The organism is Cupriavidus nantongensis (genome assembly GCF_001598055.1).
GTDB lineage: Bacteria > Pseudomonadota > Gammaproteobacteria > Burkholderiales > Burkholderiaceae > Cupriavidus > Cupriavidus nantongensis.
Map to the genome: position 1 here is coordinate 1952280 of NZ_CP014844.1, position 12083 is coordinate 1964362.

The following is a 12083-nucleotide window of genomic DNA, read 5'->3' on the forward strand; positions in this document are numbered from 1 at the left end:
GAAAGCCCCCGGTGCGGGGGCTGCGAGGGCTGCGCGGCGGTTGCCGCTTCAGGCGGGAGGCACCACGGCCAAGGACAGGTGCGTGGCGGTGGCGGACTGCACGAGATCGTCCGCCGAGTGCAGGAGGCGCGTGAACAGGCCGTCCTTCGGGTCGAAATACTCCGCAAAATCGTCGCCGCCCAGCTCGCGGCCGGCGAGGTGCCACCAGTCATCGAACGGGTCGGTGTCCGGGTTGCAGCCGACCGCGTAGGCGAGCAGTTGCTGGCGTCCATCCGGGCGACGCTCCCCACGCTCGGCGAGGAAGTACACGCCCTGGTCCTTGACCAGGACGATGCGGCACTGATTGGCGATGGCTTCGGTCAGCACGGGGCGCAGGTCGGCGCCTTTGAATCGCAGTGACATGGATGAAATCTCCTGTGTGAAAAAAGAGAAAGGCCCTCCACCCGATGGGATGAAGGGCCTGTAGGGCACGCGGCCGGAATGGCTGGAACGCCGTGGCGGGTGCCTCGGGTCAGTCGAGGGGCGTCATGCCGGGACGGCTTGGCGCTTACGGGCCGCCTTCGCGTCGAGGATGCTCACGTCGATCTGGCGCCAGCGCCCGTCGTCGATGAGCCGCTCCAGCACTTCGCCGAGCATGTCGAAATACACCTCGTCGTGCCGATCGACCAGTTCGACCGATTCACCGTTCTGACGGTGCAGTTCCACCACGTAGGTGTCTCCGCCGCGGTCGTAGAGGATCGTCACCCGGCCCTCGAACTTCGCGGTCGAGACCGTGAAGCTGATCGCCGGCGGGGTCTCGATGATCTTGGAGGGCGTGGGATCGACCCAGGTGAAGTCGCGGGCACCGGCATCCACCAGCATGTGGGTGAGGCGCCGGAAGCGATCGGGGGCCGGCATCTCCTCCAACTGCTCGATGAGCTGGCCCAACTCCATGCACTGCGGCGTGGGAATGGGCAGCTTGGCCGGCGCCGAGCCGAGGATGTGCCTCGTGATGGTGTATGGCGTTCCATCCGAAGTCTTCTCGGTGATGACCTCCGGCGTGTCCGCGCGCAGTCCGTCGAAGCGACGACGGGCATAGGGTTGGACATGCACCTTGGCGCCTTCGGCAGGAACCGTGGTCACCAGGTTGGGATCGAGCACCGCGAACTCGGAAGGCTTGAGCTTGACGACGATGGCATCGTCGGTCGCGGCGACCACCTTGCCGTCGAAGGGTTGGGCATCGATGGCGAAGCCCAGCGTTGAGGACAGCGGCTGATCATCGAACACACGGTACTTGAACGACCGCACGTTGCGGGGCACATGGCCGGCGACCAGCGAAGGCATCATGGATTTGATAAGGGAACGGTCCATGGGGAAACTCCTTGAGGAAAAACAAGGGATTCCCCGCCCGCAAGGGAGAGGTCCCTTGTGGGTGGCGTGGACGGACGCGGTAGGTCCGTAGGAAGAAACGACCAGCACGGTTTCCCGTGCTTGCAGCCTCGAAGGTCTCGACTGCCTGGGCATGTGTCGGCAGCGCCGACGGACATGGGGCAAGCATGGCCCCGGGGTGATCGGCCTGCCCGCAGGAAACGGCACCGCACCACGCCCGCATTCCTGTGCTGCATACAAGAAAAAGCCCCTCGAAAGGGGCTGGAGGGGTCAGGCTTGGTACACGAAGTAGTGCTCGCGCTGACGCGGAAAGAACACGTGCTTCCACGTATCCCCGCTTGTGTTGCCACCGTCGAAGATGACCATTTCGTAGTCATCCACGTCGGTGTCCACCAGGTCGGCGCTGGCGATATGGCGCATGTGCAGCATGCCGCTCATGCGCTCGAATACCAGGATCTGGCCGATGGCATCGTCCTGGCTCATGGCGTTGACGCAGGCTCCAAGCTGGTGCTCAAAGTCGGATGCGGGTGTGATGAGGTCGGGGAACATGGGATCGCTCCTGTGAAAGTGCGCCGGCCCGGCTCCCTGGTGGGAGACGGGCCGGCATGCGGTGATGAAAAGGAAGGCTGGAGATGTGTCTGGCAGCTATTCGCCGGCCAGCGGCAGGCCCGGCAACACGGGTGCGTCGGCATCGAGATGCGGTGATGAAAAGGAAGGCTGGAGATGTGTCTGGCAGCTATTCGCCGGCCAGCGGCAGGCCCGGCAACACGGGTGCGTCGGCATCGAGGATGAGGATGCGCACGTCGGCCTGGCCGGCCAGTGCAAGGATCTGTGCCAGGTCGTCCGGCATGCCCTTGCTGCGGTGCTCCTGCCGAAGCTGCTCGGCGGTGATCCCCTCGACGTCCTGCAGGTGCTGGTCCGTCCAGGGCGTGGAGACCAGCTTGACGCCGATCGCCGGGCTGTAGGGAACCCGGAACGCAACGAACAAAAAGGCCTCCGGCGTCGCGAGGTCCGCCAGGTTGGCCAGGTACTGGCCGGTTTCATGGCTGATGTGCGCGCTGCTGACTTCCCAGCACCGGCTGTAGTAGCCGGTCTCGAAGCTCAACCGCTGCACGACTTCCCGTGCGGCCTCGGCCGAATAAGTGTCGCCGACGTGGACGGGGCGGCCGTCGAAGTCGTCGCCGTGGATCGCGTACACCACGGCACCCACCACGCCTTCGCCGCTGACGCCTTCAACGGCATCGCATTCGGCCATCAGTGCGGCGCCGACAGGTTCGGTGCCAGTCCTGACCACCGCGAAGCCGCCGGTGACGATGCAGGGGGAAGAAACCAGTGCCTCGTCGGAGAGGTGATGCTGGCTCGGGTGGATGTTTAGCCAGACATGCGGGCTTCCGTCCTCGTGGCTGATGGACAGCGTGCGGACGATTTTCAGATTCCAGTAGCCGCGTAGAAAGGGATTGGGATTCTGGGACATGGGATTTCTCCAACAGAATAATGATGGAGCCAATCCCCGCCACCGGGAATTGACCCCGGTGGGTGGAAAGAAAGGGAACAGCGTCAGGTGGCGCTGATCGTTGGCGTTTGGGCCAATCGCTCGGCGACGCGCCGGCGCAAATTCATGCGGAATGGCTCGTCGCTGACGCCCGCCAGCAGATTGATGGTCTCCAGCGCGAGCAGGGCCGAAGCCTCTTCGATGTCGGCGGCCACAATGGCCTTGCGCAATTGGTCGCCGAGCTGGAGGGCCTGGGAGGAGGAGCTGATGACGCGAACCGCGCGGCTCAGGTAGCAGCCGTTGCCGCCGAACTCGAATAGCCGCGGCTTGCTGCAATACCAGCATCCCTCGAACTGGATGGCGGTCAGGTGGTGGCCGTCATCGAACCGGGTGGCGATCAGAAACAACGCATCGAGATCGGCGGTGCCCTCGAACGAATGACGCTCGATCAAGTTCGCCAGCTCGTCGTCCTCATCAGCACCGAAGTGCACGGCGAGCAATTCGAGCAGCGGCGGGATCGACAACCCTTCGTCGTCCGGCATCGGAATGCCGAGTTGCGTGGCAAAGCCTTCCAGGCCATCGAGCACGTCCGGCCATTGCGGATTGGTGGTCTCGGCGATCTGGGCGATGTAGGCCTGCCCGTTGCAGGGGTGGCTCTCGTCCAGCGCGAAGGTGCCGAACAGCGCCTGGATGACGGGCGTCACTCGGTCGAGCACGAGAACGCCGGTGGCTTCGTAGTAGTTGTTGGCCATGAAGGCTCCTTTCGATGAATGAACGGAGCCAGCCCTTGCGGACGATGGCATCCGCAGAGTAACCGCCTGATGCCAGATGGCACTGGGCGGGGAGAAAATGCGAGGGACATGGCCTCGGACGAGGCGCATGTCCCTCATGGGGTCGCGTGAACGCAGTGATGAAGATGTGCCAGGGACCGGCTCACCAACCGCTGTAGTTCAGCAGCAGGTTGGCGATCACCTGGCGACGAGGCAGATCGAGGCCGTCGAAGTCCGACAACCCGTTGAAGTGGCAGCGCTTGAGCATGGCACCGCCCTCGCGCGCGTTGTAGAAGCTGACCATCGCGGACAGAAACATGCGTTCCCCGCTGCTCAGGACGCCGAGGGCGTCGTTGAGGCGCAGCATGTCGGGACGCAGATCCCACTTGCTCTTGGCCTGGTTCAGACCTTCACGGGTGCCATCGCCAAACCATTGCGGGCCGGCGATCTCGACACCACGCTTCCATGCCTCGAAAAAGGCTTGGGGCGCGGCGCTGAAATGCCGTTCTTCCCGAACGATCTGATCGACGACTTCCTGTGGCAGTAGCTGGTTCATGACGTGATTCCTCCAGTTGGATCAGGGAATGGCGAGCTGGGACCAGCCGCCTCTTTCGAGGGCACGTTGAGCCGCGGCATGGCTGCGGAAGTACTCACGAGATTCCCGCGAGACGGGACCTTCGGTATCGCGCGTGCCGATGTAGTGGCCGGCGGCGCTGTGCAGGACTTCGAGCGGCAGGAACTTGCCGCAGTAGGTCAAGGCCAATTGACCGAATCGGCCGAAAGAGGCTTGCTGGGACATGGATGGGCTCCTTGGAAAAGCGGGGCCCTGTCCCTCACGGGATGGCAGCTCCCGCACGCGGTTGAAAAAAAGCATCAGCGTCTTGGGGACGCGCGTCCGCGCAATGGATGCGATGCGGACTGGTGGGTTGCGCGGAGAGAACCCCGCGGCAGCCTGAAACCCTGGCTGCTGGCATGTGCTGACGAATCAGCGAACATGCGGACAGCTTCGTGAGGGTGCCGCGCCACGTCAGTTGGAAATCGGCATCTGGTCCAGCCCCGATTGATGTGCGCAGGGACAAAGAAAAGCCCCGCAACGAGTGCGGGGCGGTCATGACGGTGCGGTGAGGCTGGATCAGCGGGGCTTGTCGCCCAGGACATGCTGCTTCCAGATGGCGAATGCCTCGTCCGCTGGCAGCTCGGCCAGGATGACGATGGGCTGGTCCTGTCGGCTGCGCAGCTTTGCGAAATATGCCGCGCGTTCGGCAATGGCCTTGAGCTTGATGCCCTTGAGGAACAGCAGCCGGCCGTCCTTGATGAACAGCACCTTGTTGCCGATGTCGCGGTTGAACGCGGTGCGCAGCTTGCGCTCTGCGTGCATGGCATCGGCCAACTGGTCCACGAGGAAGTCGAGCGTCATGTCGATGAGAAGTGGCTCGTCGTCCTCGCGCTCGACGTCGAGCGATGCCGGCGGCAGGCTCTTGGCAAATTCCTCGGCTTGGGCCAGCAGCGCGGCCTGGCCTTGCAACGCGCGCACGAACGTCGAGCCGCCGTGTCCGTCATTGCGGGCTTCGGCGATGGGCCTGCCGTCGAACATGACGGTGGCGGTGAAGCACAGCGTTTCCTCGCTCGCGAAATCCGCGACCTTGAGGTTCTTGAGCGTGATGCGGTCTTGTCGGGTGATGGTGTCCATGGAAAGTCCTGATATCGACCGGGTTGACGACACGCCCCTGACGGGACGCGGCATACATCCCGTGGGTTGGAGGAAGGTGGCATCGATGCCCGGTGGGCAGCGTTCGCCGGAGAGATGCCGGGGCGAACTGGCGGGTGGCGTGGGAGGAACCCACGGCAGCCTTGACACCCTGGCTGCTGGCTGTTGCCGATGCGTCGGCAATGCAGGAGGGAGGATCACGCGGCCCGCCGGCCGCGTCGTGCATCAATCCGAAGCGCTCGATCCCGTCTTGTGCAGGCACTGCACCAGCCGCTGGCCCAGCCACGCGACGCACGGCACGGCCATGGAGTTGCCGATCGCCTTGTAGCGCGGCGCGTCGGCGGAGGGCCTGCCGCGGTACGGCACCAGCGTGTAGTCGTCGGGCATGCCTTGAAGCCGCTCGCATTCGACCGGCATCAGCCGACGCACCCGCCACTGCGACCAGTCGCCCGGACCGGGGTTATTCCAGTCGTAGCGGAAATGTGCCTCGAAGTCCGGTGCCAGCACATGGGGCTTGTCGGCACCGCCGCTGCTGGTGCGCAGCGCGGTCGAGACGCCATCGCCCAGTTCAGCGGCCAAGCCTTCGGTGCGACCGCGCAGCGCCACGCCGATCACCATCGGCCGGCCTTGGCCCGGCTTGCCGCCACCCGTGGAGAGCGTCCCGGCAAGCTGGCCGTGGCCGGATTCCAGCCGCAGCTCGCCGCGCGAGTTCTGCGCGAACGCGATGGCCGGCACCACGCCGGCGTTCGCGTGGCTGAGGCGATGTCCGCCGGCACGCAGCGTCGGTGCATGGTTCGTCGTCGCATCCGCCCCGCAGCCCTGTGCGGTGAAGGCAATGATCGGCACACCCTTGCCGGTGCCGTCCTCGCTGCAGCCCTTGCCGCCGTTGGCGGTGCTGAGCGTGTGGCTGATGCTGCCCGCGATGGACTGCGCCACGAAGGTCTCGACTTCGAAGTCGTTCTTCGGGCCGGGCGCCGCGGTCAGGCAGGCCGCGACGTCGATGGGTCCTGCGGTGTTGCCCCCGCCGAATCCGAACGTCACCGTGGCCTTGCCGTAGGGCTGCTTCAGTCCTGCATATCCCGAGTACCAGCCTGCTGCCGCAGCGCCCGATCCAGCAGCGCCGGCAGCGTCTTGCCACGGCGCGAAGCCCGGCGAAGAATCCCCGCGCAGGCCTGGGCGCTCAAAAAGTACCTCGGCGGGATCGACGCCACCTCCACCACTTGCCACAAGAAACACGCGACGGCGCCGTTGGGCGACGCCGAAATATTGAGCATCGAGCAAGCGCCAGGCGATGCGGCGCCGGGGTCCAGACACACAACCTGCGTGCGCCCATTTTTGCCCTGGCGGTTCGAGCGCACGGCTTTCGCCGGCCAGTGCGCCCAGGAAGTGTCCGAAGGCGTTGCTGCGGTCGCTGAGGACGCCGGGGACGTTTTCCCAGACGAGCGTTGCCGGCGGGCGGCGGTCTTGGCGGCGGGTTTGGTCGATGGCATTTGCAAGCTCCACATAGGCAAGGGTCAGGGCGCCGCGCGGGTCAGCCAGGCCACGGCGGGCGCCGGCCACGCTGAACGACTGGCACGGCGTGCCGCCGACCAGGAGGTCTGGCGCGGGCACGGTGCCGGCGCGGACCTGGCGGGCGATCGTGGTCATGTCGCCCAGGTTGGGCACGAGGGGGTAACGGTGGGCGAGCACGGCGCTCGGGAACGGCTCGATCTCGGCGAACCACGCGGCTTCGAGGCCGAGCGGTTGCCAAGCGAGGCTCACGGCCTCGATGCCGCTGCAGACGCTGCCGTAGAGCAGCGGCGTGTTGCGTGGCGGTGCGCAAAGTTTCGGGTGCATGTCGGTCTCCTGTTCGTATGGCGCAGGGCCATCGCCCTGGCCGGGGCGTTGAAAGGCAGGAGAAAGGCGCCGAAGGCCCCAGGGGCCTTCGGCTCGGGAGGAAAGAAGAACCACCCGTGGGCTGATTGGCAGGCCCGGTCGTCGCTAGAACCGTCTGCTCACCCAGCAATCACACCCGGCCCATGTCGTGGCTGGGGCCGGCATCGTCTGGCGCACATCCGCGCACAAAGGGAGCCCGTTTTTGCGCCGGCGGGCACCGGCACCGAATACCGCTGACCACGAAGGGTCTCCGGGTGGCTCGCACAGGCAAGCCATCGGGGGACCCTTCGCAGCGTGCGGAAGAGATGCGGACGGGGAGAACGCGCGGGGTGCGGTTCGCGGAGAAGCTACCTTCAGGTCCCGCGGCCGGGGGCGGCTGAACGGGACGCGCACACGGACAAGAAGGCGTTGCGCGCTGGGCGTCCCGCAGGGCATGCGGAACACGGGCCACGCCGCCGATGGCGGGCACGGCTCACGGGGAACGGGGGTCGGTCAGGAGCCTTTGCGGCCGCTCTTGCGTGGGCGCGAGGCACCACGCTTGGACGTGCCGGTTTCGACCGGCAGCGTGCCTTTGCAGTCGGGATAGCGACTGCACGACCAGAACGGGCCGCTCTTGCCGGTGCGTTGGTGCGTGGGCGCGCCACACTGCGGACAAGCCGGTCCTTGGGGCACCTTGATGGACAGGGACGTGCTGCCGTACTGCGCGATCAACTGCGAAATCCATGCAGCCTGCTTGCCGATGAACACATCCAGGGTGAGTTGTCCGGCCTCGATCATGTCCAGCGCCTGTTCCCAGACGGCGGTGGTGCCGGGGTCGGCAATCGCCGCGGGCACGGCGTCTATCAGCGTGAGCGCCGCATCCGATGCGCGGATGGAGCGTCCCTTCTTCACGATGTAGCCGCGGGCGATCAGCCCGCTGATGATGTTGGCCCGGGTCGCCTCGGTGCCGATGCCCGTCGTGTCCTTGAGCTTCTGCTTCAGGCGCGGGTCGGTCACGAAACGCGCAACGCCCTTCATCGCCTTGACCAGTTCGCCCTGGGTATAGGGCTTGGGCGGCATCGTCTTGAGGGCCTTGATGTCGGCCCCGGCGACCTGACATGCCATCCCGTCGCGCAATGCGGGCAGCACCTGGCTGCGCGGGGCATCGCCGTCCTCGTCGGCGCTGCCTTCACGTTCTGGCTCGGCCAGCACCAGGAGCCAGCCCTTGACGACGACCTGCTTGCCCGTGGCCACCAGCTTCTGCTGGCCGCAGGAGAGGTCCGCCATGGTGCGGTCGAACTCGTGGTGCGGGAGGAACTGGGCCAGGTAATGCGCCCGGATCAGCCGGTACACCGCCTGCTCCTTCTCGCTCATGGCGGAGAGGTTCGCGGGTTCGAGCGTCGGGATGATGCCGTGGTGCGCCGTCACCTTGCTGTCGTTCCAGGCGCGCGAGCGCTGGGCGCGGTCGAGCTGGCCCATGATCGGGGCCAGCGTGGGATCGGTCTTGAGCAGGCTGTCCAGGACCGTGGGCACCTCGGCGAACATGCTTTCGGGCAGGTAGCCCGAATCCGAGCGCGGGTACGTCGTGGCCTTGTGCGTCTCGTACAGAGCCTGGGCGATCTCCAAGGTTTCCTGCACGTCCAGCCCAAGCTGCTTGGAACAGACTTCCTGCAAGGTGCCCAGGTCGAACAGCAGCGGCGGGCCTTCGCGCACGCGCTCGGTCTCGACCGACACCACCTGGGCACTGCCCGCGGCGCGGATCTGTTGCGCGGCCTGCTGTGCGACGGGCTGCTGCAGGCAGCGGCCGGCGTCGTCGGTGCTGGCGTCGGGTGCCACCCACTGCGCGGTGAACGTCTGACCGCCTGCGGACAGGGACACGTCGATGGCCCAGTACGGCACGGACACGAAGGCCGCGATCTCTCGGTCGCGGTCCACCACGAGTTTGAGCGTCGGGGTCTGTACACGCCCGACCGACAGCACGCCGTCGTAGCCGGCCTGCCGCCCGAGCACGGTGAACAGCCGGCTGAGGTTCATGCCGACGAGCCAGTCGGCGCGCGAGCGCGCCAGCGCCGAGTAATACATCGGCAGCGTCTCGGCCGAGGGCCGCAGCTTGGCGAGCGCGGTGCGGATGGACGCATCGTTGAGCGCCGACAGCCACAGGCGTGCTATGGGGCCGCGGTATCCGCACAGGTCGATGATCTCGCGGGCGATCAGTTCACCCTCGCGGTCGGCATCGGTGGCAATGACGAGATGGGTCGCCTTCGCCAGAAGCGTTTTGACGACCTTGAATTGCGTGGCGGTCTGCGGTTTGACCTCGACCCGCCACTGCTGAGGGATGATGGGCAACTGCTCCAACGACCAGCGCTTGAGCGCCGCGTCATAGACCTCGGGTGCTGCCGCTTCGACGAGATGGCCGATGCACCAGGTGACCGTGACGCCGGAGCCGTTGAGGCAGCCTTCACCGCGCTGCGTGGCGCCGAGAATCCGGCCGATGTCTTTGCCCTGGGAGGGCTTCTCGCACAGAAACAGCCGCATGTCCGTCCATCCGCTTCCCGTTGTTCATGGAGTTGCTGGGATCGAGGATGCCGAGCGCCTGTTGGGGCAGCAGCAAACAAGCTGCATGCGGCAGCGACCGCTTTCACGAGATGGGATGGCTGAGGCGGGGATGGCGTGCGGCCGGCGATGTGCGAGTCGGGAGCCGCGATGTTCGGGAGCGCGTGGAAGCCGGTGGACGCTGGTGGCGCTGTCCCCTGGGGATAGCTCGCGAGGACATGGGGGGCGGCAACGTACTGCGGCCGCCCCCCCGTCGGATCACTTCCTGCGCTTGGGCTCCTTCGGCGCAGCCGGTTCCTGGGCGGCCTGGGGCTTGGGCTGCGCGTCCTGTGCGGTCTCCTGCGATTTGGGGCTCAGGACGACGGACTCGATGCGGAACGGCAGGATGCCGACGCTGCGCGCGTTGATCTGCCAAGTCTCACGTGGCTGATCCTCGTTGTCGGTCCAGGGTTCGCGCTCCATGCGGCCGACGACCAGCACGCGCATGCCCTTCTGGTAGAGGTCCTTCCAGTGCGCGGCGTCGCGGTGCCAGATTTCCACCGGCGCCCAGAAGCCGCCGCGATCCTCATAGTCGCCGCCCTTGGTGGGAACGGGGTTGTCGAAATACACGTTCAGCCGCAACAAGCGCCGCGGTTCGTCGTTGCCGTTGGGGAACTCCCGGTACTCGGGGGGCGAGCCGATGTTGCCTTCGCCCGAAAAATGCGTGCTCATGTTGCAATCTCCTTGGTGGTTGAAATACCCGCACCTGGTCGGCGCCGGGCGCGTGCTGGGATGCCCGGCGCAATCACCGATCGCGCATTGCGGCGGGAAAGGACGTGAGCCGGCGCAGGTAGGCGTCTTCCGCCTCGGCGGCCTTGCTGGCGCACTCCTGCGCCTGCCTGCCCAGGGTGTGCAACAGGCTGATCTGCATGTTCAGCGTGATGCGCTGCAGCTCGATCGCGTGCAGGTCGGCCAGCAGGTTGACCGGCGTGCTGGTGCTCGCCATCAGCTCCTGCCACAGGGCCACGCCCATGGCCGAGCGGTCGTGCCTGCGCCAGCGCAGGAACGTCGTTCCCGCGCCAGTGGTCTGCTGGGCCAGTTCCACGGGCAGCAGGTGGAAGGGATGCCCACTGGCCTGTTGCAGCACTTGTCGCTGCGCCAAGCCGATCAACTCGTCGCGCATGGCGAAGCACTGGCCGGCCCAGGCCTCCAAGTCCCCTTTACCTTTAAAAGGCTTTAAAAGGCCTTTTAGAGAGGCCGCGTGTTCCAGGCGCATGAAGGCTCCCTGTTGCAGGCCCCGGAAGTAGCGGGTCGGCTGGTTCAGATCGCTCATGCGGATTCGTCCTCGCCGGCAGTGGCTGCGTTTTCGGACGGGTCGGCAGCAGCGGCCGCATCACCATCGACGCTGGTAGCGGCTGCGGCAGGACTCTCACCGCGCTGTTGCAGACCACGGCGCACGATGGGTGGCGCAAACTTCGAGCGGCGCGTGCCTTCGAGCACGTCCTGCGGCAACTCGCCGAACTTCTCCAGCGCGGCCCGCGCTGCCGCATTCTTCGCCGCGAAATCGTCGCGGGTGCAGCCCGAATAGCGATACTGCTGGGCCAGCGAGAACAGGCTGCGCAGCGCGTGCGCGCCCTCGTTGAGCCAGCGCTCTAAGGTGCTGCGGTCGATCAGCGCGGTGTGGTGGGCGAGGATCAGCTTGCGCGCGATGTCGTCGTAGTCGGCCAGGAGATAGACGGCGGCAAAGCCCAACTGCGCATTGACGAACAGCGGCAGCTTGACGGGCTGCACGTTGAGGTTCTCGCCCAGGGTCAACGCGGCGGGCACGCCGGCCAGGGCCTGGTCCACCTGTTCGCGCAGCGTCTGCAGCGTGGTCTTGGTCTGGTCGAGCTTGTCCTCGATGCGCAGCATCCACCAGTCGCTGTACGGGTCGTCCTGCTCCGAGCCGCGCTTCATTTTGTTCATGACGGCGATGTAGCCGTTCAGGCCGACGATGCCCGGTCGCCCCTCGGCGGCGGCGCGGCCATGCCAGATGCGCGAGGCGTGGTGGGTGTGCAGCGTCAGCGACATTGCGCTGCGCAGGGAGCCGAGGTTGAGTTGCAATGGTTCGTTGCTGGTTGCCATGGTGATCGCTCGCTGGTGGACAGGGAGCCGCCAGCATCCGCATGCGGCGGAAGGCAGTCAGTCAACAAACCGAAATGAGCCGGCCCCCGGTTCTGTGCGCGCTGGCGGCGCAGCGCGCAACGGTCCCCTGGGGACCGCTCCGCAGATGGGCATTCACGTTGGCGCTCCGGGCCTCGGTCGTCGACGGGTTGCGTGCTGCACCGCACGTCGCGCTGTCGTTCGACACCATCCTTCG

13 protein-coding genes are annotated in these 12083 nt (G+C 66.2%); all 13 read right to left on the reverse strand.

The features are described 5' to 3' along the window. Positions 1-48 precede the first annotated feature (48 nt). The 13 genes from A2G96_RS09160 to A2G96_RS09220 all read right to left on the reverse strand — a co-directional run bounded on the left by A2G96_RS09160 (position 49) and on the right by A2G96_RS09220 (position 11848). Entirely contained in the window at positions 49-402 is a 354-nt protein-coding gene (locus tag A2G96_RS09160) for a DUF3085 domain-containing protein (protein WP_023108439.1), read from the reverse strand. A 123-nt stretch (positions 403-525) separates the two neighbouring features. Then, entirely contained in the window at positions 526-1350 is an 825-nt protein-coding gene (locus tag A2G96_RS09165) for a hypothetical protein (protein WP_023108438.1), read from the reverse strand. 288 nt (positions 1351-1638) lie between these two features. Next, a complete protein-coding gene (locus A2G96_RS09170) occupies positions 1639-1917 on the reverse strand; it encodes a hypothetical protein (protein WP_023108437.1) in 279 nt (92 codons plus the stop codon). Positions 1918-2104: 187 nt separating this feature from the next. Further along, complete coding sequence (locus A2G96_RS09175) at positions 2105-2842, reverse strand: DUF5983 family protein (RefSeq protein WP_023108436.1); 738 nt, start codon at positions 2840-2842, stop codon at positions 2105-2107. Positions 2843-2925: 83 nt separating this feature from the next. After that, the gene (locus tag A2G96_RS09180) at positions 2926-3612 is read right to left on the reverse strand and encodes a hypothetical protein (protein WP_023108435.1); all 687 of its coding nucleotides are present in this window, start codon (positions 3610-3612) and stop codon (positions 2926-2928) included. Positions 3613-3793: 181 nt separating this feature from the next. Continuing rightward, positions 3794-4186: a hypothetical protein gene (locus A2G96_RS09185; protein WP_023108434.1), complete on the reverse strand. Its 393-nt coding sequence runs from the start codon at positions 4184-4186 to the stop codon at positions 3794-3796. A gap of 21 nt (positions 4187-4207) precedes the next feature. Further along, positions 4208-4429 carry a hypothetical protein gene (locus A2G96_RS09190; protein WP_003120032.1) on the reverse strand — a complete coding sequence of 74 codons (222 nt, stop codon included), beginning with the start codon at positions 4427-4429 and terminating at the stop codon, positions 4208-4210. A gap of 333 nt (positions 4430-4762) precedes the next feature. After that, positions 4763-5320 carry a hypothetical protein gene (locus A2G96_RS09195; RefSeq protein ID WP_023108433.1) on the reverse strand — a complete coding sequence of 186 codons (558 nt, stop codon included), beginning with the start codon at positions 5318-5320 and terminating at the stop codon, positions 4763-4765. Positions 5321-5563: 243 nt separating this feature from the next. Next, positions 5564-7174, reverse strand: coding sequence for a DNA cytosine methyltransferase (locus A2G96_RS09200; RefSeq protein ID WP_023108432.1), 1611 nt, complete (start codon positions 7172-7174; stop codon positions 5564-5566). A 531-nt stretch (positions 7175-7705) separates the two neighbouring features. Continuing rightward, positions 7706-9727, reverse strand: coding sequence for a DNA topoisomerase III (locus A2G96_RS09205; protein ID WP_062798601.1), 2022 nt, complete (start codon positions 9725-9727; stop codon positions 7706-7708). Between the two features lie 276 nt (positions 9728-10003). Then, positions 10004-10456, reverse strand: coding sequence for a single-stranded DNA-binding protein (locus A2G96_RS09210; protein WP_003120036.1), 453 nt, complete (start codon positions 10454-10456; stop codon positions 10004-10006). A 73-nt stretch (positions 10457-10529) separates the two neighbouring features. Next, positions 10530-11057: a DUF3158 family protein gene (locus A2G96_RS09215; protein WP_003090100.1), complete on the reverse strand. Its 528-nt coding sequence runs from the start codon at positions 11055-11057 to the stop codon at positions 10530-10532. Beyond that, entirely contained in the window at positions 11054-11848 is a 795-nt protein-coding gene (locus A2G96_RS09220) for a PFL_4669 family integrating conjugative element protein (protein WP_003090099.1), read from the reverse strand. The genes A2G96_RS09215 and A2G96_RS09220 overlap by 4 nt, the downstream gene beginning before the upstream one ends. Between the last annotated feature and the right edge of the window lie 235 nt (positions 11849-12083).

What these genes read in the sequence shown, in the direction of transcription:
- A2G96_RS09210 (WP_003120036.1), bottom strand. Translation starts at nt 10,456, where the DNA reads ATGAGCACGCATTTTTCGGGCGAAGGCAACATCGGCTCGCCCCCCGAG.
- A2G96_RS09195 (WP_023108433.1), bottom strand. Translation starts at nt 5,320, where the DNA reads ATGGACACCATCACCCGACAAGACCGCATCACGCTCAAGAACCTCAAG.
- A2G96_RS09180 (WP_023108435.1), bottom strand. Translation starts at nt 3,612, where the DNA reads ATGGCCAACAACTACTACGAAGCCACCGGCGTTCTCGTGCTCGACCGA.
- A2G96_RS09190 (WP_003120032.1), bottom strand. Translation starts at nt 4,429, where the DNA reads ATGTCCCAGCAAGCCTCTTTCGGCCGATTCGGTCAATTGGCCTTGACC.
- A2G96_RS09215 (WP_003090100.1), bottom strand. Translation starts at nt 11,057, where the DNA reads ATGAGCGATCTGAACCAGCCGACCCGCTACTTCCGGGGCCTGCAACAG.
- A2G96_RS09165 (WP_023108438.1), bottom strand. Translation starts at nt 1,350, where the DNA reads ATGGACCGTTCCCTTATCAAATCCATGATGCCTTCGCTGGTCGCCGGC.
- A2G96_RS09170 (WP_023108437.1), bottom strand. Translation starts at nt 1,917, where the DNA reads ATGTTCCCCGACCTCATCACACCCGCATCCGACTTTGAGCACCAGCTT.
- A2G96_RS09160 (WP_023108439.1), bottom strand. Translation starts at nt 402, where the DNA reads ATGTCACTGCGATTCAAAGGCGCCGACCTGCGCCCCGTGCTGACCGAA.
- A2G96_RS09220 (WP_003090099.1), bottom strand. Translation starts at nt 11,848, where the DNA reads ATGGCAACCAGCAACGAACCATTGCAACTCAACCTCGGCTCCCTGCGC.
- A2G96_RS09200 (WP_023108432.1), bottom strand. Translation starts at nt 7,174, where the DNA reads ATGCACCCGAAACTTTGCGCACCGCCACGCAACACGCCGCTGCTCTAC.
- A2G96_RS09205 (WP_062798601.1), bottom strand. Translation starts at nt 9,727, where the DNA reads ATGCGGCTGTTTCTGTGCGAGAAGCCCTCCCAGGGCAAAGACATCGGC.
- A2G96_RS09185 (WP_023108434.1), bottom strand. Translation starts at nt 4,186, where the DNA reads ATGAACCAGCTACTGCCACAGGAAGTCGTCGATCAGATCGTTCGGGAA.
- A2G96_RS09175 (WP_023108436.1), bottom strand. Translation starts at nt 2,842, where the DNA reads ATGTCCCAGAATCCCAATCCCTTTCTACGCGGCTACTGGAATCTGAAA.